Raw genomic sequence first — 23,975 nt, forward strand, 5'->3', positions numbered from 1 at the left:
TTCTGAACTTCCAAAAACTTTTTGAAGTTTTTTTTCTTTTCCCTTTTTTCGATTTCCGCGTTTAAAATAAACTGAGCGGGATTTTAAATCCTGCCAGACTTCTCTTAAACCCTTCTTTTTTCATGGCTCCTTCTCTCGAAGTAACCGTCCCTCCCTTGCGGAGTGGTGCAAAGATAGGGAGTTTACTAACAAACTTCCAAGCCTTTTGTTTATTATTTTTTAATATTAAAGTTAACTAACTGTAACATTGAACGATTCATTTAAGATAGCTATGCTTTAAACCGTCCTATCAGGTAAAATTAACCAATTAAACGGCCAAGCTGCTTGCTATAAATTTCAGTTCGCCCCCTTCCTTAACAAGCAATTTCACCGCTAAAAAAGCAAGCTAAATATATTTTACGACCTTCTTCAATATCATATAAGGTCGTTATCGAAACAAAAAAGGTCCAGACGAATGTCTGGACCTTCCTATATAAAATAATCGAGTAACGATTAATCTTCTTCTTTCGAAGCCAACAATTGATCGTACTCCTCGCGAGAGCCCACGATTAAATTGCTGTATTGACGGATACCTGTACCAGAAGGGATCAAGTGACCAACAATTACGTTTTCTTTCAAACCTAATAAGTTATCACGTTTACCTGCGATAGCAGCCTCGTTCAACACTTTTGTAGTCTCTTGGAAAGAGGCAGCAGAGATGAACGATTTCGTACCCAATGAAGCTCTGGTAATACCTTGCAACAATGGACTTGAAGTAGCCGGAATTGCTTCACGAACTTCAACAAGTTTTAAGTCACGACGTTTCAGACTAGAGTTCTCTTCTCTCAACTTACGTAAAGAAACAATTTGTCCCGGACGTAAATTATTAGAGTCCCCTGCATCAACAACAACTTTCTTGTCAAACAAAGAATCATTTTCTTCCATGAAATCCCATTTGTTAACGGCTTCTTTTTCTAAGAAACGAGTATCTCCTGGATCTTCGATGTTAACTTTTTGCATCATTTGGTGAACGATCGTCTCGAAGTGTTTATCGTTGATCTTCACACCTTGCAGACGGTATACCTCTTGGATACCATTCACAATGTAATGTTGCACCGCTGATGGACCTTTGATCGACAAGATATCCGCAGGAGAGATCGAACCATCTGATAATGGCATACCAGCTTTCACAAAGTCATTATCCTGAACAAGGATATGTTTAGAAAGAGGTACCAAGTATTTCTTGATTTGACCATCACGAGACTCGATAGACATCTCACGGTTACCACGTTTCACACCACCCAATGTTACCACACCGTCGATTTCTGTTACAACAGCAGGGTTAGAAGGGTTACGTGCTTCGAATAACTCCGTTACACGTGGTAGACCACCTGTGATATCTCGCGTTTTACCTGTAGAACGAGGGATTTTAACCAAGATACCACCTTCTTTTACTGTTACACCATTAGCAACTGCAACGTGGGCGCCTACTGGGATATTGTAGGTACGAATAACCTCGCCCGATTTATCAAGAATCTTGATGGATGGGTTTTTCGTTTTATCACGTGTTTCAATAATTACTTTCTCTTTGTGACCAGTTTGCTCGTCTGACTCCTCACGGAAGGTAACACCTTCGATAATTGCATCAAATTCAACTTTACCGGCAAATTCAGAAATAATTACAGCATTATATGGATCCCATTCAACCAATTTATCACCTTTAGCTACTGTACCGCCATCCTCAACGAACAACTGTGAACCATAAGGGATATTTTGTTGGAATACGATTTTATTATGTGCATCAATGATCTTAACCTCACCAGAACGTCCTAAGACTACCTGATGTGTGCCATTATCGTTTGTTTGCGAAACAGTACGTACGTTTTCAAATTCGATTTTACCATCGTATTTAGAAATGATACTTGAATCAGCAGCAATGTTCGATGCCGTACCACCCACGTGGAATGTACGAAGTGTCAACTGTGTACCTGGCTCACCAATTGATTGAGCGGCGATAACACCCACAGCTTCCCCTAACTGAACACGCTTACCTGACGCCAAGTTGCGTCCGTAACAACAAGCACAAACACCACGCTTAGACTCACAAGTTAATACCGTACGAATTTCAATTCCTTCGATACCTGCTTTTTCGATAGTTTCAGCAATTTCTTCAGTGATATCTTCATTTGCAGAAACGATCAATTCGTCAGTATCCGGATGAAGAACATCATGCAATGGTGTACGACCCAAAATACGATCGAACAATGGTTCAACAACATCGTCATTATCTTTCAATGCCGTTGTATAAATACCACGTAAACCACCACAATCTTGTTCCACAACGATCATATCCTGAGCAACGTCGTGTAAACGACGAGTCAAGTAACCCGCATCCGCTGTTTTCAATGCCGTATCGGCAAGACCTTTACGCGCACCGTGGGTAGAGATAAAGTATTCCAATACGGACAAACCTTCTTTAAAGTTTGACAAGATTGGGTTTTCGATAATCTCACCACCAGAAGTACCTGATTTTTGAGGTTTCGCCATCAAACCACGCATACCACATAACTGACGGATCTGCTCTTTCGAACCACGGGCTCCAGAATCCAACATCATGTAAACTGAGTTGAAACCTTGGTTATCATTCGAAAGAATATCCATAACGTGCGCAGTCAATCTGTTATTGATACGCGTCCAGATATCGATGATTTGGTTGTAACGTTCGTTGTTTGTAATGAAACCCATGTTATAGTTATTCATTACTTCTTCAACCTCGTTAGTTGCTTGTTGAATCAATTCAGCTTTCGCAGCAGGAATGTTCAAATCTTCCAAGTTGAACGAAAGACCACCTTTGAAGGCTGTTTGATATCCCAATTCTTTCATATCATCCAAGAACTGTGCTGCACGGGCCATACCCGTAGTCTTCACAATTTCACCAATGATATTACGCAAAGATTTTTTCGTAAGCAATTCATTGACAAATCCCATTTCGTCAGGAACAACTTGGTTGAAGATCACACGACCTACAGTTGTTTCTAATAAGGTATCAACGATGCTACCATCTTTTTGTCTAACTTTTGTTTTTACTTTAATCCAAGCGTGAAGGTCAATTTGCTTCTCATTTAAAGCGATGATAACCTCTTCAGCCGAATAGAAAGTCATATCTTGACCTCTTACGATGTGATCGCCAGCAGTTCTACGGCCTTTAGTAATATAGTAAAGACCCAATACCATGTCTTGAGATGGTACGGTGATTGGAGAACCATTCGCAGGGTTTAAGATATTGTGCGCGCCTAACATTAAGATTTGGGCTTCCAAAACTGCAGCATTACCAAGCGGTAAGTGGACTGCCATCTGGTCACCGTCAAAATCGGCGTTGAACGCTGTACACACTAATGGGTGTAATTGAATAGCTTTACCCTCTACTAATGTAGGTTGGAAAGCCTGAATACCCAAACGGTGAAGCGTAGGTGCACGGTTTAGTAATACAGGGTGACCTTTCAATACATTTTCAAGGATATCCCATACCACTGGATCTTTACGATCAACGATTTTCTTAGCTGATTTTACTGTTTTTACAATACCACGCTCGATCATCTTACGGATGATAAACGGTTTGTAAAGTTCTGCAGCCATATCTTTAGGAAGACCACACTCGTGTAATTTCAAGTGAGGACCTACAACAATTACCGAACGAGCCGAATAATCCACACGCTTACCTAACAAGTTTTGACGGAAACGACCTTGTTTACCTTTCAAAATATCAGATAAAGACTTCAATGCACGGTTACCTTCTGTCTTAACAGCGTTCACTTTACGTGAGTTGTCAAACAAAGAGTCTACCGCTTCTTGAAGCATACGTTTCTCGTTACGTAAGATTACCTCAGGAGCTTTGATTTCGATCAAACGTTTTAGACGGTTGTTACGGATAATCACACGACGGTATAAGTCATTCAAATCCGAAGTCGCAAAACGACCACCATCCAAAGGCACTAAAGGACGTAATTCAGGTGGAATGATTGGAACGATTTTTACAATCATCCATTCTGGACGATTCTCGATATTTTCACGTGAACTACGGAAAGCTTCAACCACATGAAGACGTTTTAACGCTTCATTTTTACGTTGTTGAGAAGTTTCGTTAGCAGCTTGGTGACGTAAATCGTATGACAATTGATCCAAATCAATACGTTTCAACAAATCTTCTAACGCCTCAGCACCCATTTTAGCAACGAATTTTTGAGGGTCATTATCGTCTAAATATTGATTTTCTTTTGGTAGAGTATCTAAAATATCTAAATATTCTTCTTCAGTCAAGAAGTCCATGAAGTTGATACCATCTTCTTCCTTAATACCAGCTTGGATAACCACATAACGTTCGTAGTAAATGATCATATCCAATTTCTTGGTAGGAAGTCCCAATAAATAACCAATTTTATTAGGAAGAGAACGGAAATACCAGATGTGCGCGACAGGAACCACCAAGTTGATATGTCCCATACGCTCACGACGCACCTTTTTCTCTGTTACTTCAACACCACAACGGTCACATACAATACCTTTATAACGGATACGTTTGTATTTACCACAGTGACATTCGTAATCCTTTACAGGACCAAAAATGCGCTCACAGAATAAACCGTCACGTTCTGGTTTGTAGGTACGATAGTTAATCGTTTCCGGTTTTGTAACTTCACCACTTGAGCGTTCCAAAATAGTTTCTGGAGAAGCCAAGCTGATCGTAATCGAAGTGAAGTTGCTTTTAATTTTATTATCTTTTTTGTAAGACATACTTATTCAAAAGTTAAAGCTTTATAAAGAAGCTTTGAAGGACTGAGCCCTTCAAAGCCCTATTTGCTTAATTAATCCAATGTGATATCTAGACCCAATCCACGTAGCTCGTGTACCAATACGTTGAACGATTCTGGTACCGATGGTGTCGGAAGGTTGTTACCTTTTACGATTGCTTCGTAAGTTTTGGCACGACCAACCACGTCATCCGATTTCACAGTCAAGATTTCTTGAAGGATGTTAGACGCACCGAATGCTTCCAATGCCCAAACCTCCATCTCACCGAAACGTTGACCACCGAATTGCGCTTTACCACCCAGAGGTTGTTGCGTGATCAATGAGTACGGACCGATTGAACGTGCGTGCATTTTATCATCAACCATGTGACCTAATTTCAACATGTAGATTACACCCACTGTCGTCGGTTGATCGAAACGGTCACCAGTCAATCCGTTGTACAAATATGTACGTCCAGATTTTGGTAGGCCAGCTTTCGCAACCCAATCCTGTACCTGATCCATTTCAGCACCATCAAAGATAGGTGTAGCAAATTTCACACCCAATTTTTGACCTGCCCAACCCAATACGGTTTCGTAGATCTGTCCCAAGTTCATCCGTGAAGGTACCCCTAGTGGGTTCAACACGATATCAACTGGTGTTCCATCTTCTAAGAATGGCATATCCTCATCACGTACGATACGTGCAACGATACCTTTGTTACCGTGACGACCGGCCATCTTATCCCCTACTTTCAACTTACGTTTCTTAGCAACGTAAACTTTAGCCATCTGCACAATTCCTGATGGAAGTTCATCACCGACAGACACTGCAAATTTATCACGTTTGAATGAACCTAACTCTTCATTAATTTTAATATTGTAATTATGAAGGGCCATTTTGATCAACTCGTTTTTATCTTCGTCAGTTGTCCATCCCATTGGGTTGATGTTGTTGTAATCTAATTCAGCTAGGATTTTTTGTGTGAACTTAGCTCCCTTAGCGACCAACAACTCTTTATAGACATTGTATACCCCTTGGCTTGTTTTACCATTCACTACTGTGAATAATTTTTCAACCAAACGATCTTTCAATGATTTAACAGCTCTATCGTGAGCAACCTCTAGTTTTTCTAAAGTTTTGCGCTCAACCTCTTTAGACATTTTCTTCGCACGCGAGAATAACTTCGTATCGATAACAACACCTTTTAATGAAGGCGGAGTTTTCAATGAAGCATCTTTCACGTCACCAGCTTTGTCACCGAAGATTGCACGTAACAATTTCTCTTCTGGAGAAGGATCAGACTCACCTTTAGGTGTGATTTTACCAATTAAGATATCACCGCCACCAACTTCAGCACCGATACGGATAATACCGTTTTCATCTAAGTCTTTTGTCGCTTCTTCAGATACGTTAGGAATATCAGCTGTTAACTCTTCCTCACCACGTTTCGTATCACGAACTTCAAGTTCGAATTCTTCAATGTGAAGAGATGTAAACCAGTCTTCTTTCGCTACACGCTCAGAGATTACAATCGCATCCTCAAAGTTATATCCTTGCCAAGGCATGAACGCTACTTTCAAGTTACGACCTAATGCTAATTCACCATTTTCAGTTGCATAACCTTCACATAATACTTGTCCTGGTTCAACTCGTTGACCTTTCTTAACGATAGGCTTCAAGTTCATACATGTATTTTGGTTGGTTTTCTTGAATTTGATCAATTTATACGTTTTGACATCATCATCGAATGATACAAGACGATCATCGTCGTTTCTGTCGTAACGGATTTTGATTTCATCAGCATCTACATATTCTACTACACCATGACCTTCCGCATTGATCAATGTACGTGAATCTTTCGCTACACGACCTTCAAGACCAGTACCTACAATAGGAGCTTGTGGACGCAATACAGGCACAGCCTGACGTTGCATGTTCGATCCCATCAATGCACGGTTGGCATCATCGTGTTCCAAGAAAGGAATCAATGAAGCCGCAATAGATGTAATTTGGTTTGGAGCAACGTCCATATAATCAAGCATATTAGGCTCGATAATTGGGAAGTCACCCTCATATCTGGCTTTCACTTTCGCATCTTCGAAATTACCTTTGTCATCATACAAAGCATTCGCTTGTGCGATTGTTTTACCATCTTCATCCTCAGCAGATAAGTATACAACCGGTTCGTCAACCACAACAACCCCATCTTTTACCTTACGGTAAGGAGTCTCGATAAATCCTAAGTGGTTAATTTTCGCATGTACAGCCAATGAGGAGATCAAACCGATGTTTGGACCCTCAGGAGTTTCAATTGTACAAAGACGACCGTAGTGTGTATAGTGAACGTCACGAACCTCGAAACCTGCACGCTCACGAGAAAGACCACCTGGACCTAAAGCTGACAAACGACGCTTGTGCGTAATTTCAGCAAGAGGGTTAGTTTGGTCCATGAACTGAGACAACTGGTTGGTACCAAAGAACGAATTGATTACGGACGAAAGTGTACGTGCATTAATCAAATCAGTTGGCGTAAATACCTCATTGTCACGAATGTTCATACGCTCACGGATTGTACGGGCCATACGAGATAGACCTACACCAAATTGAGCATATAATTGTTCACCTACAGTACGTACACGACGGTTTGACAAGTGGTCAATATCATCCACCTCGGCTTTAGAGTTGATCAAATTGATCAAATACTTCACAATTGCAATGATATCCTCACGGGTTAATACTTTCGTATCATCCGGAGTTCCCAACTTCAACTTACGATTGATACGGTAACGACCCACATCACCTAAATCATAACGTTTGTCAGAGAAGAATAAACGATCGATGATACCACGAGCAGTTTCCTCATCTGGTGGTTCAGCGTTACGCAATTGACGATAGATATGCTCTACCGCTTCTTTTTCTGAGTTGGACGTATCTTTTTGTAAAGTGTTATATATAATAGAATAGTCTGCATTGTTTGATTCATCATCTTTCGCTAAGATAATAGACTTAACGCCAGCTTCGATGATCAAATCAATGTGATCTTCTTCTAGAACAGTTTCACGCTCAAGGATAATTTCGTTACGGTCGATAGATACAACTTCACCTGTATCCTCATCCACGAAATCTTCTACCCATTTTTTCAATACCCTAGCCGCAAGACGACGACCAACATATTTTTTAAGACCAGATTTACTAACTTTTACTTCATCCGCTAAATCGAACAATTCTAAGATATCTTTATCCGAATCATAACCGATAGCACGCAATAAGGTCGTAACTGGGAATTTCTTTTTACGGTCGATGTACGCATACATGACGTTATTTACGTCAGTTGCAAATTCGATCCAAGATCCTTTGAAAGGAATTACCCTTGCAGAATAAAGTTTAGTACCATTTGTGTGTCTACTTTGACCAAAGAAAACGCCTGGTGAACGGTGTAATTGCGATACGATGACACGCTCTGCACCATTTACCACGAAAGTACCTTTAGGAGTCATATAAGGGATAGTCCCTAAATATACATCCTGAACAATAGTTTCGAAATCTTCGTGTTCTTCATCATTACAAGATAACTTTAACTTAGCCTTTAAAGGAACGCTATAAGTCAAGCCGCGCTCGATACACTCTTGGATATCATAACGTGGTGGATCAATGAAATAATCCAAAAACTCTAGCACAAAAATGTTTCTTGAATCAGAAATAGGGAAGTTTTCCGAGAATACCTTGAACAGCCCTTCCTGATGGCGGTTGTCAGAAGTAGTTTCTAATTGAAAAAACTCCTTGAAAGATTCCAATTGCACATCTAAGAAATCTGGATATTCCAATACTTTCTTACTTGTCGCAAAGTTTATTCTTTCTTGTTGAATATTATTGTTTGCCAAGGGAATATGAATTTTAGTTTTAAAAAAACTGCGCTTACACTTATGCTGTAAACCACCTTTCCACTGTGCCCAGCATATACACAGCATAGTGGCGTATTGATATAAATAGGAATAGACTCTGACGAAAAATCGTCAGAGTCTAAACCTTTTCGGGCTAATTAGTTGAGATTATTTAATCTCAACAACAGCACCAGCTTCTTCTAATTGTTTTTTCAAAGCTTCTGCTTCGTCTTTAGATACACCAGCTTTTAATTCTTTAGGTGCTCCGTCAACTAAATCTTTAGCTTCTTTCAAGCCTAATCCAGCTAAATCTTTAACCAATTTAACTACAGCTAATTTTTGACCACCAGCTTCTTTCAAGATAACGTCAAATGAAGTTTTCTCTTCTGCAGCAGCAGCACCACCTTCAGCTGGAGCAGCAGCTACAGCAACAGCAGCAGCAGCAGGCTCGATGCCATACTCGTCTTTTAAGATATCAGCTAATTCTTTAACTTCTTTTACTGTTAAGTTAACTAACTGTTCAGCAAGTTGTTTTAAATCTGCCATTTTATTTTGAATTTTTGAATGTACTTTATAAAAATTGTTAATTAAATTGTAACGAATGTTTCTGTTCTGGAGGATTCGTTAACCTCTTTCTTCTAAAGCTTTTACTAAACCTGCAACAGTATTTCCTCCTGATTGAAGAGCTGAAATAACATTTTTCGCAGGAGATTCCAAGGCTGCGATAACGTCCGCAATAAGTTCGTTTTTAGATTTAAGATTAACTAATGCAGTTAATTGATTATCTCCAACGAATGCAGTTGCTTCAATGAAAGCCGCTTTTAACAACGGTTTTTCACCTGATTTACGCAATTCTTTGATTAATTTCGCAGGTGCGTTAGCGACTTCTGAAAACATCATTGTAGACGCTCCTTTAAGCGTTCCAAAGATTTCTTCTTCATCAACACCAGCTTCGATTAATGCTTTCTTGATTAAAGTGTTTTTTACAGCTTTAATTTCGATGCCTTGTTCAAAACATTTACGACGAATGTTATTCACTTTTTCAACTGACAACTCAGCAGTATCGGTAATGTAGAAGTTACCGTAAGATTTAATCTGTTCGGCCAAAGCTAGAACAATTTCTTGTTTTTCTTCTTTTCTCATGATTAAATACCTGCTACTGATTTAGTCTCAATATGAATACCAGGACTCATAGTTGAGGAAATGTGAATACTTTTAAAGTAAGTTCCTTTAGCTGCAGATGGTTTCAAACGAGCTAGAGTTTGTAATACCTCTAGTGCGTTATCATATATCTTATCTGCATCGAACGACGCTTTACCAATAGAAGTATGGATGATACCGGTTTTGTCAACTTTGAAATCGATCTTACCACCTTTTACATCTGTTACAGCTTTACCAACTTCTGTTGTAACTGTACCAGTTTTAGGGTTAGGCATCAAGTTTCTTGGACCTAAAATACGACCCAATTTACCAACTTTAGCCATAACACTAGGCATAGTAATAATGATATCAACGTCAGTCCAACCACCTTCAATTTTGCTGATGTAATCATCTAAACCTACGTAGTCTGCACCTGCCGCTTTAGCTTCTTCTTCCTTATCAGGAGTACATAAAACTAAAACACGAACAGTTTTACCAGTACCGTGAGGTAATGTTGCAATACCACGAACCATTTGATTTGCTTTACGAGGATCTACGCCCAAACGAACGTCGATATCCACAGAAGCATCAAATTTGGTCAATGAGATTTCTTTAACTAAAGCCGAAGCTTCTTTTAAAGAGTATGCTTTACCAGCTTCAATTTTGGATAGTGCCGCTTTTTGATTTTTTGTTAATCTAGCCACTTTTCTTAAATTGATTTCTTAATTAATTGTTCCAAGGAGCATTACCTGATACAGTAATACCCATACTACGTGCTGTACCAGCTACCATTTTCATAGCAGCCTCTACAGTAAATGCATTTAAATCAGGCATTTTATCTTTAGCGATTGTCTCAACTTGTTCCCAAGTGATAGCCGCAACTTTTTTACGGTTAGGCTCGCCAGATCCACTTTTTAATTTCGCAGCGTCTTTCAACTGAACTGCTACCGGTGGAGTCTTGATGATAAAATCAAATGATTTATCAGCGTAAACTGTAATGACAACAGGCAATACTTGACCTGGTTTGTCTTGCGTACGAGCGTTGAACTGCTTACAGAAATCCATGATATTCACACCTTTAGCACCTAATGCAGGTCCTACTGGAGGTGAAGGATTCGCAGCTCCGCCCTTAACTTGTAATTTTACTAACGCACTGACTTCTTTTGCCATTTTGTTTTGAATTTAATTTTGTTAAATGTCTGTTAGTAAGTTGGAAGCAAATAACGTAACATTCATCGGCCAGGACGTAACACCCCAACCGAGGTGCAAAGTTAATAAGAAGATTTGAATCCTGCAAGTATCTAACTTTTAATTTTTCAGGAATTTATGTTTTTTTTTATATCCTAGCCCAGATTACACATCTTCCTACAAAAAAATCTTGACACCTTTCTAAATCTTAACACTAGAATTATCGATTTTAACAAATTTACATCAGTTCTACTGTACTCTAATAGACTTCAACACCTTATCCAATACCTGATCCTTCCCTTTGATAACATCATCAACATTTCGTACAATGGAAACATCCGGCATAACACCCCGTCCGGCTTCGCTTACATGATAATAAGGCTTCACGTCCATTAAGCCAAAGCGCCACCTTAAATGGGAGTTTGGCAGTTTCAGTACAGGAAGAACTCCCGCAACCGTGCCACTAGCAGCCCCGCCAGTCTCTTCACCAAAGAAAACAGCACGTTTCCCAACTTTCAGATTTGTAGCAATTAAACTCGCCGCAGAAAAAGTCCCGCCATCGATCAATACAAATAAATCACCGCGATAGCGATTCGCCTTTGATTTTTCAATTTTGCTTCCCGTAAGATGGGTGTAATTTATTCCATCTTTGGAAAACGTCTTTGTCCAAGATACTACAGCACTTGGTATAATAAATGGTGATAAAACGGGATAAGACCAACCCGGCAATCCTTTTACCTGATAAAATGGTAAGTTGAATTTTGAGGTGATAACTGCCGGCTGAACAAATTGGAATTTATCCTCTTCCACTAAGTAACTGTATAATTCACGGACATCGGACAAACGTCCGCCCAAATTGCCACGAAGATCCAAGATCAGGTATTGTACAGAATTAAGCTCCAGTCGATCAAAAATTCTTCTATAGGCTTCTTTTGGACGCCCATACGAAAAGTCAACCACTTTCAATAAAGCAACACTACTATCGCCTTTGACAGGGAAAGAGAGCTGTTTACTCATTCTTTTTAGATTGGCATTATACCCAAAGATTTTACGCTGCTTTTTTAAATCACTTTTCTTCTGATCAGGTTGGCTCACTTTTTTCACAGCCTTGGTCGTTATCTCTGATTTAGCCTTTGTATCGACACTATCAAACCTTCTTACAACAGTCCGCTGGTACGTGCTATCGGCATCGGAAAACAAGATCGCAATAGAATCCCGATAGCCCAATTCCAATTGGTAATACCGCGGTAATAAACGCTCAAAAGCCTGATCTATAAATGTCGTATTATAGCCGTCCGATGTAAAGGTTGGACGATATTTTGTATACAGATTTTGTGGTTGTATCCCCTCAACGGCAAGAATTTTAGAACCTACTACCAAGGTCGAATCTAAGGTCCCATTTTTTGAGAGATAGAGTGTATTTTCTTGCCAATGAAATCCCAATTGTGAGAAAGGACCCTTACTTTTTTGGTAGCGTACTTTATCCTTACCTTTCGGATCAAATTTTGAAATAAGAGGACTTAGCGTCATATGCCCCTGCCGAACTTGAGCCAGTACAGATGCTAATGCCAACTGAAACTGATTGGGCAATAATGGCTGGCGGATCGTCCTACGGAGGCTGTCGAACTTAATCTTTAACTGATCTTCCCGCACATATAGAAACAGGTCCGGATGCATCTTCCACAGGTTATGCTCAACATAGTTGATATCTTGCTGCATAGCTTCCACCGTCAGGGGCGTTTCAATAAATCGATTGTACTTCTCGACATTTGCACAGCTCAGCAATGTCAGCACATACATCAATACGAATAGATAAATAGTTGGCCTTTTCATTTGTAGTAAGATACAAAAAAAAGCCTTCCAATTTTCATGAAAAGCTTTTCTCTATCGTTAATTACTAATCTTACTCTTTTTCTACTTGCATGTAGTTTAGTTCAAGTGGCGTCTTACGACCGAAGACTTTCACCATCACGATTAATTTCTTTTTATCTTCGTGGACTTCTTCGATTTCTCCGGTAAATCCGTTGAAAGGACCATCGTTTACTTTCACTGTTTCACCCACATAGTAAGGAACGTTAATGGTTTCACCTTGCTCGGCCATTTCATCCACTTTACCTAGGATACGATTTACCTCTGCTTGGCGCAAAGGGACTGCATTACCAGCTTTATCTCCCAAGAAACCAATGACACTATTGATATTTTTGATGATGTGCTCTAACTCACCGTCAAGAGCTGCTTCTAATAAAACATAACCAGGATAGTAGTTACGCTCTTTAGCAACTTTCTTACCATCGCGCATCAAGTAGTATTTTTCCATTGGAATCAACACCTGAGGAATCAAGTGCTCAATACCTAAACGGCTAACTTCGGCATCAATATATTGCTTTACTTTCTTTTCTTTACCACTTACAGCACGAACTACGTACCACTTTAAACCTTGATCTGCCATAAATAAATACGATTGAAAAATTAAGAAGCAATACCGTACAAGAATTCTAACCCTACACTTGAAGCTTTATCCATTACAAAGACAACCAATGCAATAAGAAGAGAAGCAACAAGTACAATAACAGCTGAACTTTGTAACTGAGACCATGTAGGCCAAGTCACTTTCTCAGTGATCTCTACATAAGAGTCTTTAAAAAAATCAAGTACTTTTGCCATTTTAGTTTATCTGTTTTTATAAGCACGGGCACCAGGACTCGAACCCAGACCAAAGGTTTTGGAGACCTTCGTTCTACCTTTAAACTATGCCCGTGTATTTCTTATTTTGTGATGCAAATATAGTGTTTTAAACCACTTTCTGCAAATCTTTTTTCACTTTTTTTTATTTTAATCCGATAAATCGCTTATCGAAAAAATAAGCTAATCAACCTCAGTTGATTAGCTTATTCTATGTGATTCTAAATCTTTATTAAAGACTAGATAATTTCAGTTACCTGACCAGCACCTACTGTACGACCACCCTCACGGATAGCGAAACGTAGACCTTTTTCCATTGCAATAGCAGAAATTAATTTCACGCTGATTGTAACGTTATCACCTGGCATAACCATTTCAGTACCTTCTGGTAAAGAGATTTCTCCAGTTACGTCAGTTGTACGGAAATAGAATTGAGGACGGTATTTGTTGAAGAATGGAGTATGACGACCACCTTCAGCTTTTGACAATACGTAAACCTCAGCTTTGAAATGATCGTGAGGAGTTACTGAACCTGGTTTACAGATAACCATACCACGTTTGATATCAGTTTTCTCAATACCACGTAACAATAAACCTACGTTATCACCAGCCTCACCGTAATCTAAGATTTTACGGAACATCTCAACACCTGTTACTGTAGATTTCAAGTTCTCAGCACCCATACCTAAGATCTCAACTGGATCACCAGAGTTGATTACACCTCTTTCGATACGACCTGTAGCAACTGTACCACGACCTGTGATCGAGAATACATCTTCTACTGGCATCAAGAAAGGTAAGTCAGTCAAACGTGGAGGAATTGGAATGTAGTTATCTACAGCATCCATTAATTCCATGATTTTCTCAACCCACTCAGGCTCACCGTTCAATGCACCTAAAGCAGAACCTTTGATTACAGGGATATCATCACCAGGGAATTCGTAGAATGATAATAACTCACGAACTTCCATTTCAACTAAGTCTAACAACTCAGGGTCATCAACTAAGTCAGTTTTGTTCATGAATACTACTAACGCAGGAACACCTACTTGGCGAGCCAACAAGATGTGCTCACGAGTTTGAGGCATAGGACCATCAGTCGCAGCAACTACGATGATAGCACCGTCCATTTGAGCAGCACCAGTTACCATGTTCTTAACGTAGTCAGCGTGACCTGGACAGTCAACGTGTGCATAGTGACGGTTAGCTGTAGAATATTCTACGTGTGCAGTATTGATTGTGATACCACGCTCTTTTTCTTCAGGAGCAGAGTCAATTGAATCAAATGAACGAGCTTCTGACAAACCTTTATCAGCCAATACTTTAGTGATAGCAGCTGTAGTTGTAGTTTTACCGTGGTCAACGTGACCGATAGTACCAATGTTTAAGTGTGGTTTACTACGGTCAAATTTCTCTTTTGCCATGTTTATGCGAATTAGTAATTATAAATTATTTCTATTTGTTATATACTCTTGCTTAACTTTTACACAAGTACGAGCCAAAGATGGGATTTGAACCCACGACCTCTTCCTTACCAAGGAAGTGCTCTACCCCTGAGCTACTTCGGCTTACTAAAAAACCTTATTTACGTATTAATGCCCCCACCTTTAGATACATTATTATCAAAGAAGATAGAGACTAAATTTAATACTTGAAAAATTTGAGCGGAAGACGAGGTTCGAACTCGCGACCTATAGCTTGGAAGGCTATCGCTCTACCAACTGAGCTACTTCCGCTTAATAATTAGAAACTAGAGTAAATCTAACACTCTAATTAAAATAAAGTGTGGAGGGAGAAGGATTCGAACCTTCGAAGCCGAAGCAACGGATTTACAGTCCGTCCCATTTGACCGCTCTGGAACCCCTCCAGACCTGTAACTCTCGTTACATTTAGAGCCTCTTATCGGAATCGAACCAATGACCTACTGATTACAAGTCAGTTGCTCTACCAGCTGAGCTAAAGAGGCTTCTAATATCTTTATTTAAACTTACATTCTATCAACATCTGACCAAGTATTTCTACCTTTTCAGCGAGTGCAAATATCGAATTTACTTTTGATTTCTGCAAGTTTATTTTTTATTTTTTTTTCATTTAAAGAACTAAGCAAACTTTCGTTGTTTTGAACCGTTGTTCCCTTGTTTGCTGATGCAAAGATAGACACAAAACTCACTTTACAAAAATATTTGTCAAAAAAAAAAGACAGTTTTTGGCAATTATACTGATATGCAGCACAATAATTTTTCATTGCATATTTACCTATTTTGGTTATTTGGCTAATATACTATCTTTGGGCATGCAAATTTTACCGCAATCACTTTCAAAACTTACCCGATACTCCGTACTATTTACGGTACTTTTAATGGGATCGGCCGAATTGAAAGCTCAAAATATTATTCAAAAATTGAGTAAAAAATTTCTTTCCTCTGAAAGAGATTCTACACGCTCCGGTAGTTTTATGGTTTTACCGGCCGTTGGTTATGCGCAGGAAACGGGCGTCGAATATGGTCTGGCAAGTGCTTATAATTTTTATCTGGACAAATCTGATCCCAAAATCCGCACCTCCACGGTCATGGTCATGGGAACCTTTACATCTAATAGTCAGTCCAACTTTAAACTACAGACCGATCTTTGGACTAAAAATAACGACTATCATCTGATTAGTGAAATACGCTACCGTAATTGGCCCTTTAACTATTATGGTGTCGGCATGGACACCTGGAAAGCAGATGAAGAACGCATTGATCAAAAATTATTTCGCGTTAAACTCGAAGCTGAGAAAAAAATCAGCAACAACCTCTATTCTGGTATCAACATTCAATACGATAACTTCACCATTCGTAGCGACAGCGCCGATCGCATTTTCAATCATTCCGATCTTATTGGAAAGGATGGCGGACAACAACTCCTCATAGGTCTATCGCAATTGTTTGATAATAGGGATAACGTTTCTTATACGACAAAAGGTTATTATGCCAAATTACGGTTGGCATATGCTCCCAAATTATGGACAAGTACTGATTTTACAGGGGCAAACCTCGATGTTGATCTCCGTGGCTTTATTCCCCTGCACAACCAAGTCACGCTGGCCCTACAGGGAATCTTTCGTTCCACATTTGGGAAAACCGTTCCATTCTACAACTACCGTGAACTAGGCGGAGACATGATGATGCGCGGTTATTACCTCGGACGTTACCGGGACAAGAATTACCTGGCCTCACAGGCTGAACTGCGTTATCGCTTTCATCCACGCTTTGGCATCGTTGGATTTTCAGGACTCGGATCGACCTTTTCCAAGGAAAATAGCAGCCGATATGTCGCAAGTTATGGTGGCGGTTTACGCTATTTCTTTAGTCTCGAACATAATAGCAGTATACGCTTTGATTATTCCTTTGGCGAACAAAGACCCGGAGAAAAACGTCAATCGGGCTTCTACCTGTCCCTAAGTGAAGCTTTTTAATAAAAAAACATATCATAAAGAACAGCATCCATAATACCTATTGATCGATGCTGTTCTTTATTAGTAACAAACGAAATCGACTTTCCTATCCCTACTCCTTCTCAATTCTCACAAGTTTTAAATAAAATATTTTATGTCCAACGGAATGCTGTTGATGACTACCCCACCATCAATCAGGCAATGGTAGTAACTGCAGTTTAAAATCGGATCAGAAAATTCTCTTTCCGCTGTTCTTTCCTAAAGTAAACCAAACCAATCCGGTATAGATCGATCGTAATCACAACACGATTATCCTTTTTCAGGTTATTCCAATAGGCTTCTCTTTTCGCTGATAAATGGGGCTCATTTATAATTAGTATATCCCGGTCTCGAACGTTTTCCAAAACTTTCAGGTCAAGATCATCCAGATCGATATAATAGATATGCCGGTATGCATAGCTTCCACACTGCTCCTGCAAAAGGCTCCGATAACTTTCGAGCGGACGATCGCCCCAATAGCTAAAATCATCGTAAGCAAATGTCTTTAATAATCGATCGATTAATGCATACTTTTTCTGTTCTACCTTGCTTTCGTTTTGAATAAATTGGGGTAATTCTGAAACACGCGCTTTGGAGGTCTTTTGATAGATCACCTCGTCAACCAATTTATAGACAAAAGGAGAATGGGTCCCATGGCGACTATGGGATACAAAATAATGCCGCCAATACTTAAGCATGTAGTTCATTTCGCTGCAAACATCGCTAAATTTTATGATTTTTCACATGGAACATGAGGTTTTTAGTACCAATGAATACATGCTATTAAATTAGAAAAGCGACAGGTCAGAGGGAATGATATCGCTAAAACTGGAGGACAAAAACACTACCCTCTCCCTCCGTGCTATTGAGAAAAATAGTCCCTTTGTGCAATAACATGATCTGTTTGCTTAGGGTCAAGCCGACACCTGTACCCGTTTTCTTTGTCGTAAAAAATGGCGTGAAGATCTGTTCCTGGAGATCGGCAGGAATTCCGGCCCCATTATCTTCAATCCGGACCTGAACCTTACCGTCTACTTCGAGAGCAGATAAACTGATATAAGCCTCTTCCCTATTTTTTACTGCATCAATTGCATTCAGCATCAGGTTAATAATAACCTGCTCGATCAAATTGACATCTGCAGATAAAATTAACCGTGTATTTTTAAGGATAATATCTACGTCAATATTTTTCTGGATCAAGGTTGGTTCAAGCAGCTGATAGATATGCTCAAATAACTGCGAAATTTGGATCGGCGCTAGCTGAGGCTGATCGACTTTATTGATCATGCGATAACTCTTAGCAAAGTGCAAGAGTCCTTCGCTCCGGCGTTTAATGGTCGATATACCTGTTTTTAGATCATCAATATCTTCATGTCCCTTAAAATGGTCCAAACGGCCATTCAACGTTTCAGCCAACGAGCTGATCGGAGCAATAGAATTCATAATTTCATGTGTCAGTACGCGCAATAATTTGTGCCATGCCTTTGTTTCTGTTTCATCAATTGCTTCATTGATATTTTGGTACACAACAATGCGAAACAAAGCATCCTGTGTCTCAAAGCTTGAGCTTTGAATCAATAATTTAATTTTCCCTTTACTTGACTGAACGGACTCCATTTGTTGCTGCCCATTTTCAAGTAACATGGTTTTTTCATAGAGATCGTTATTTTTTTTCTTTAGCCCGGTAATGTTTCCGAGATGTGGTAAGTGAAACAGCTGCTTAAATGCTTCATTTACCCACATGACCTTACCACTATCCATCTCATAAAAAATGATCGCCGAATTCAGCATATTGATCACACGGTCCAGGTATTGATGCTGAATTTCCTGTTTAATGCTGATCTCTTTATAGGTCTCGTTGATCTGGTTAAAGGCGAGGAAAAGCTTTCCCTCTACTGATTTTGTATTTTTCACCAAAAAACGTCTGGTAAAATCGCGGTATTTTACCGCTTCTGAAAATTCAATCAACTGCCTGGTCAAAAAATTATATTGTGCATATAGATTAAAGCCCAGATAAAGCATCATACAAAAGATCAAAGACGCCTGGACGTATTCACGTTTTAGCAGCAAATAGGCACTCACAAGAGCTGCTGCCAGCAGTAATATAATCTTGATGGTATTTAAGATTTTCCCGTGCCTCATCGACTAAATATCATATTTCTCCAAACGTCTATAAAGCGCTGCTCTTGTGAGCCCTAATTCCTTTGCTGCTTTACTGATATTTCCATTGTAACGCTCAATCGCAGATTTGATTGCTTTACGTTCCAATTCTTCCAAATTTTGACTGCTGGGACTAGATTCAACAACGGGACTATCTACTTGTTGCTCGATGGGCGAGAAAAAGAGGTCATTTCCGGCAATGCTGAGCTGGTCTGCCATAATAACAGCGCGCTCGATACTGTATTGGAGTTCTCGGACGTTACCCGGAAAATGATAGGCACACATTTTCTTAACCGCATCCGATTCAAATCCTTCAATCCGCTTATTGTATTTCTTCGAATAGATATCGAGAAAATGATCAGCCAATAGTTTGATATCCTCTCCCCGCTCACGCAGCGGGGGTACCTGAATTTCTACGGTATTGATCCGATAAATTAAGTCTTTTCGAAAACGACTCTCATCCGCGAGTTGTTTCAGCGGTACGTTCGTTGCTGAAATTAAGCGGATATCAACCGGGATTGGTTGATAGGAACCCAACGGTGTCACCTGTCTATTCTGCAGTACAGTCAACAATTTGGCTTGTTGCTGCAAAGAGATATTGCCAATTTCATCGAGGAACAATGTCCCTCCATTCGCCGCTTCGAATCGCCCTTGACGGTCTTCACGTGCATCCGTAAATGCCCCCTTCTTATAACCGAAAAGCTCGCTTTCAAACAATGTTTCCGTCAGCGCGCCGACATCAACCTTAACATAGGTCCGATCTGAACGTAGTGATCGTCGCTGAATGGCTTGGGCAATCAGGTCTTTACCTGTCCCATTTTCCCCTAATATTAATATATTGGCATCTGTAGGCGCTATTTTCTCCAACTTGTATTGCAGTTCATCCATAACAATGGAGTTACCAATCAAATCAGGGCTGTTCGCACTGCTGAGCAAGGAACTTTTACTTTTCTTTTCTTTATTTTTTGATTCTGCAAGCGCGCTTTCGATTGTTGCCAGCAATTGTTCATTTTCCCAAGGTTTGACGACAAAATCAGATGCACCTTGTTTCAGCGACTTTACAGCGAGATCAACAGCTCCATAAGCTGTAATCATAATCACATGTACCTGTGGAAATTTCTCTTTGATTCGTGACAACCAATATAGCCCCTCATTGCCTGTATTAATCGTGCTTTTAAAATTCATATCTAAAAGCACCAGATCATAAGGTGTTTTCTCCAGATGTGCAATTAGATTCTCCGGATTAGGTTCAACTTGAATATGACTAACTTTAGGTTTAAGCAAGATTCTTGCCGCAGTTAATAAATCCTGGTCATCATCCACGACTAAAATAGATGCTTTTTTCATACTTCCTGACTTCATTGAAGATACTAAGATAACTATAAATTCAACGAGCTTGCGTAATAATCATTGATATATTTTTGCAGCAGCCATTCATACTGCTTGACGACCAATTGAATCTGGCTGTTGTCGAATTTGTTTTTTGCTGTCAAAAAAATCACTGAATTACTATTTCCCAACTCGAAAACTACCTTGGCAATACGAAAAGATTCCGCGTAATTTTCATTTTGACTGCGCAATTGTACAATCATATTATTTGCATTCTCCAAATTAAATACAGCTTTAGAAGTTTCAGCACGTAGATTATTTAATTCCATCTCTTTCCGGAATTTTGCAGATTCCAAATCTAATTTTGCTAACTTAACTTGATTTAGAACCTGAAATCTATTAAAAATAGGTATAGAAAGCCCCAAAGAAATAGACTTCCCCAAGTTATTATTTACCTGATCCCAAAATTTATCTGTTTTCGTATTTGAAAAATTTGAATTCATTCCAGCTCCTAGACTCAGCGATGGCCAATATGCTGCCTTGGCCACCTTAATGTTCTTTTCTGCAGCCTTAATTCGCCAATCCAAAGCAGGAATATTCGGCAAAGCTTCCGTCGCAAGTTGAAAAAGCTGTTCGGAAGATAACCTCCGTCCATCTTCCACATATTCTGGTGGCTGCAAGTCTCCGAGCTGTTGTTCATCTATATTTAAAAAGTTCGCTAATTTAACTCGATAAGCATATAATAGCTGTCGATTATTCTGAATTGTGTTCATGTCATTGGCGAGTTGCCCCTTCAGATCAAAATAATCACCAGGACTAATCGCCCCTTCCTTATGCATGGCCTCAGCCCTATTTACCTGTTCTTTGGTCACTTCTGTCTGCATTTCAGACTGCTTAAGCACATCTTTAGCCGTAAGCACTTGGATGAAACAGGTAATAACATCTAAACGTAATGCGTTTATCTGTGAATCGAATTCAAGTTTACTGGCAGACTTTGCATCCGCCTTCATACGGATATCATAAAGCAAACCCAATCCTCTAAATAGCGGAATATTAGCATCGATACCATAACTTCCAAATTCACTATTACTATTCACATATTGTTTTGTCGATTCATCAAAGAATCTACCAAAACTAAACACATGATTCATATTTGCATTCATGTTTGGCAATCGATTCGCTTTAGCCTGCGCCAAATTCACCTCCGCACGTTTCACATCCAGTTCATTCTGCAGTAAGCTTGGATTGGCTTTTACAGCCAATTGTATACATTCAGCTAAAGTTCGCTTAGTCATTTGTTTATCGTCGCTCCTCGCAACTGTTGGTGTCCCCATCGCTCTTTCCGATAGTCCTTGCTCAGCCTGTTGCGCTTCTGCGCCGACATAACTCAATAAAAAGCATAAGGTAGTATATATATAGATTCTCTTCATATCCATTTTTTATTTTTTTGCTGACCATCGCCATGCCAAACAACTAAAACATTAAATATCAAATTAATACAAAATTTGAATTTTGAAAAATGTTCATTAATGGACAGTCGGTGTGCGTAGTTGGACAATTAAAATCAACAAGGGTATAAATAGTAGAATGACAGGGATCAAATTCGGCATTTATTCGTTTTTTTAACGGATATACATCGGTTCTTGTTCGGATTTTATTCGGTTACAACCGAAGAAGCACCGAACAAGCTCCGAACAAGAACCGAAGAAGCACCGACTAAAGTCCGAATATAGTATTATTTAGATACTGCTGTTAAGTTACCATCTTAAAAGATCAATAGGACTACGAATAAGATCAGGGGAATACCGAGTAAGGATATTTTATCAAAAACCCTTAGACCTCACCACAACCTGTGGTTATAGTTATTCAGAGTGCCTCAGTTACCACAATAGATAGCAAAAAACGACAGTTGTACGTCTTCGTACAAGAAGTGTCCGCTATCGAACACCGATCGCTAAACAAAACAAAATAAACAACTATAAATCAATACATTAAATTATTGGCACAGCTTTCATAGTTACATACGAAATTGATATTAAATTATGGACAGACCTTTAGAAAAGAAGAAGTGGAATAGCAAACGTATCATGACCATTGTAGGGGTTGCTGGTTTAGTTGGCTTAATCAGCGCCAGCTTTTATTTTACATCTGGTAAAAGCAAACTCAATGTAGAAGCTGACCGCATCTCTATTGTCGAAATAAAAAACGGTAACTTTCAAGAATTTATCCCCATAAACGGTACAGTACTTCCGATTAGTAGTATATATCTCGATGCTTCTGTGGGTGGACGTGTAGAGGAAAAATTTGTAGAAGATGGTGCTATCTTGAAAAAAGGAGATGCCATCATGCGCCTATCCAATACGGATCAGGAGCTCACTCTGGTTCAACAAGAAACGCAAGTTTTGAATTTATTGACACAGTCCCAGATTGCGCAAACCAATGCCCAACAAGCTTCCATTAATAACCGCAACCAAATGGCTGATGTGGAACAAGCCTACAGAGAAGCAGAACGTGTATATAACCTCAATAAAAAATTGCTCGCTGAAAAAGCGATTGGAACACAAGAATTCGAAAAATCAAAGAACGATTATAATTATCAAAAAGAGCGTGTCAGCTTGACCAAACAGATCCTGAAACAAGACGAAATCTCCAATGCGCAAAAAACCAATCAGGACAAACAGACTTATCAACGTACACAAAGCGCTTTGGAACTGATGAAAAGGAAAATTGGGGACTTAATCGTTAGGGCACCTGTTGACGGACAATTGACTGCCTTCGATGCCGAAATTGGACAAAACAAAAACGCCGGGGAACGGTTGGGACAAATCGACGTTTTGACAGGATTTAAAGTCCGTGCTGATATTGACGAACATTATATCAACCGTATTTTCCCAGATCTACAAGGTGAATTTTCCATCGGGGAGAAAACATATAAACTCCGTATCAAGAAAGTGTACACACAAGTCACCAATGGTCGATTCCAGGTTGACATGGAATTTATCAACGATGTTCCGAAAGGGATACGTCGTGGTCAAACCCTGCAAATACGTCTTGCATTAAGTGATGAAACAAAAGCTTTGCTGCTGGCAAAAGGTGGATTTTATCAACAGACCGGCGGTAACTGGATCTTTAAATTGGACAAAAATGGATCTACAGCATATCGTGTAGATATCCAGCTTGGAAGACAAAATCCTGAATATTATGAGGTTATCAAGGGCCTACAACCGGGAGATAAAGTTATCGTATCGAGCTATGAAACCTACGATAAGGTTCAAGAATTGAATATTAAAAAGTAACATCATATAGCGACTATCGAAGAGAAGGCGATTAAGAGCATCAAATCTTTTCGA

At 39.5% G+C, this 23,975-nt stretch carries 16 protein-coding genes and 5 tRNA genes; 2 read left to right on the forward strand and 19 right to left on the reverse strand.

Going from position 1 to position 23,975, the window contains the following annotated elements; genetic code table 11:
- Nucleotides 1-492: 492 nt before the first annotated feature.
- The 15 genes from rpoC to B3H30_RS03160 all read right to left on the reverse strand — a co-directional run bounded on the left by rpoC (nucleotide 493) and on the right by B3H30_RS03160 (nucleotide 15,627).
- Entirely contained in the window at nucleotides 493-4,770 is a 4,278-nt protein-coding gene (rpoC, locus tag B3H30_RS03090; RefSeq protein ID WP_070566328.1) for a DNA-directed RNA polymerase subunit beta', read from the reverse strand.
- A 71-nt stretch (nucleotides 4,771-4,841) separates the two neighbouring features.
- Nucleotides 4,842-8,651, reverse strand: coding sequence for a DNA-directed RNA polymerase subunit beta (rpoB, locus tag B3H30_RS03095; protein ID WP_046672286.1), 3,810 nt, complete (start codon nucleotides 8,649-8,651; stop codon nucleotides 4,842-4,844).
- A 168-nt stretch (nucleotides 8,652-8,819) separates the two neighbouring features.
- Complete coding sequence (gene rplL, locus B3H30_RS03100) at nucleotides 8,820-9,197, reverse strand: 50S ribosomal protein L7/L12 (RefSeq protein WP_002992785.1); 378 nt, start codon at nucleotides 9,195-9,197, stop codon at nucleotides 8,820-8,822.
- A gap of 78 nt (nucleotides 9,198-9,275) precedes the next feature.
- Nucleotides 9,276-9,794 carry a 50S ribosomal protein L10 gene (gene rplJ, locus B3H30_RS03105; RefSeq protein ID WP_046672239.1) on the reverse strand — a complete coding sequence of 173 codons (519 nt, stop codon included), beginning with the start codon at nucleotides 9,792-9,794 and terminating at the stop codon, nucleotides 9,276-9,278.
- A 2-nt stretch (nucleotides 9,795-9,796) separates the two neighbouring features.
- Nucleotides 9,797-10,495, reverse strand: a complete 699-nt coding sequence (rplA, locus tag B3H30_RS03110; RefSeq protein WP_046672240.1) for a 50S ribosomal protein L1 — start codon at nucleotides 10,493-10,495, stop codon at nucleotides 9,797-9,799.
- Between the two features lie 22 nt (nucleotides 10,496-10,517).
- On the reverse strand, nucleotides 10,518-10,961 hold the full coding sequence (gene rplK, locus B3H30_RS03115) for a 50S ribosomal protein L11 (RefSeq protein ID WP_070566323.1): 444 nt from the start codon (nucleotides 10,959-10,961) through the stop codon (nucleotides 10,518-10,520).
- 267 nt (nucleotides 10,962-11,228) lie between these two features.
- On the reverse strand, nucleotides 11,229-12,812 hold the full coding sequence (locus tag B3H30_RS03120) for a S41 family peptidase (protein ID WP_286833216.1): 1,584 nt from the start codon (nucleotides 12,810-12,812) through the stop codon (nucleotides 11,229-11,231).
- Between the two features lie 70 nt (nucleotides 12,813-12,882).
- Nucleotides 12,883-13,428, reverse strand: a complete 546-nt coding sequence (nusG, locus tag B3H30_RS03125; protein WP_046672242.1) for a transcription termination/antitermination protein NusG — start codon at nucleotides 13,426-13,428, stop codon at nucleotides 12,883-12,885.
- 20 nt (nucleotides 13,429-13,448) lie between these two features.
- Nucleotides 13,449-13,643, reverse strand: a complete 195-nt coding sequence (gene secE / locus B3H30_RS03130; protein WP_028072657.1) for a preprotein translocase subunit SecE — start codon at nucleotides 13,641-13,643, stop codon at nucleotides 13,449-13,451.
- Nucleotides 13,644-13,666: 23 nt separating this feature from the next.
- A tRNA-Trp gene (locus tag B3H30_RS03135) sits at nucleotides 13,667-13,737 on the reverse strand.
- Nucleotides 13,738-13,900: 163 nt separating this feature from the next.
- The gene (gene tuf, locus B3H30_RS03140; RefSeq protein ID WP_075991174.1) at nucleotides 13,901-15,085 is read right to left on the reverse strand and encodes an elongation factor Tu; all 1,185 of its coding nucleotides are present in this window, start codon (nucleotides 15,083-15,085) and stop codon (nucleotides 13,901-13,903) included.
- Between the two features lie 72 nt (nucleotides 15,086-15,157).
- Nucleotides 15,158-15,229 (reverse strand) — tRNA-Thr (locus tag B3H30_RS03145).
- 95 nt (nucleotides 15,230-15,324) lie between these two features.
- Nucleotides 15,325-15,397, reverse strand: a tRNA-Gly gene (locus tag B3H30_RS03150).
- Between the two features lie 50 nt (nucleotides 15,398-15,447).
- A tRNA-Tyr gene (locus B3H30_RS03155) sits at nucleotides 15,448-15,528 on the reverse strand.
- A 26-nt stretch (nucleotides 15,529-15,554) separates the two neighbouring features.
- Nucleotides 15,555-15,627: transfer RNA gene (locus B3H30_RS03160), tRNA-Thr, on the reverse strand.
- A 327-nt stretch (nucleotides 15,628-15,954) separates the two neighbouring features.
- On the opposite strand from B3H30_RS03160, the gene B3H30_RS03165 reads away from it, so the two are divergent.
- Entirely contained in the window at nucleotides 15,955-17,118 is a 1,164-nt protein-coding gene (locus B3H30_RS03165) for a BamA/TamA family outer membrane protein (protein WP_286833218.1), read from the forward strand.
- 197 nt (nucleotides 17,119-17,315) lie between these two features.
- Here B3H30_RS03165 and B3H30_RS03170 read toward each other — a convergent pair whose 3' ends face one another.
- The 4 genes from B3H30_RS03170 to B3H30_RS03185 form a co-directional block, all read right to left on the reverse strand.
- A complete protein-coding gene (locus B3H30_RS03170) occupies nucleotides 17,316-17,834 on the reverse strand; it encodes a hypothetical protein (RefSeq protein ID WP_286833220.1) in 519 nt (172 codons plus the stop codon).
- 124 nt (nucleotides 17,835-17,958) lie between these two features.
- Nucleotides 17,959-19,278, reverse strand: a complete 1,320-nt coding sequence (locus B3H30_RS03175) for a sensor histidine kinase (protein WP_286833222.1) — start codon at nucleotides 19,276-19,278, stop codon at nucleotides 17,959-17,961.
- Nucleotides 19,279-19,281: 3 nt separating this feature from the next.
- Nucleotides 19,282-20,643 (reverse strand): sigma-54-dependent transcriptional regulator, encoded by a 1,362-nt coding sequence (locus B3H30_RS03180; RefSeq protein WP_286833225.1) that lies wholly within the window; start codon nucleotides 20,641-20,643, stop codon nucleotides 19,282-19,284.
- A 32-nt stretch (nucleotides 20,644-20,675) separates the two neighbouring features.
- Complete coding sequence (locus B3H30_RS03185; RefSeq protein WP_286833227.1) at nucleotides 20,676-22,055, reverse strand: TolC family protein; 1,380 nt, start codon at nucleotides 22,053-22,055, stop codon at nucleotides 20,676-20,678.
- A gap of 612 nt (nucleotides 22,056-22,667) precedes the next feature.
- On the opposite strand from B3H30_RS03185, the gene B3H30_RS03190 reads away from it, so the two are divergent.
- Nucleotides 22,668-23,921: an efflux RND transporter periplasmic adaptor subunit gene (locus tag B3H30_RS03190; RefSeq protein WP_286833229.1), complete on the forward strand. Its 1,254-nt coding sequence runs from the start codon at nucleotides 22,668-22,670 to the stop codon at nucleotides 23,919-23,921.
- The last annotated feature ends 54 nt before the right edge of the window (nucleotides 23,922-23,975 follow it).

The organism is Sphingobacterium sp. UBA7038 (genome assembly GCF_002494055.1).
Lineage (GTDB): Bacteria > Bacteroidota > Bacteroidia > Sphingobacteriales > Sphingobacteriaceae > Sphingobacterium > Sphingobacterium multivorum.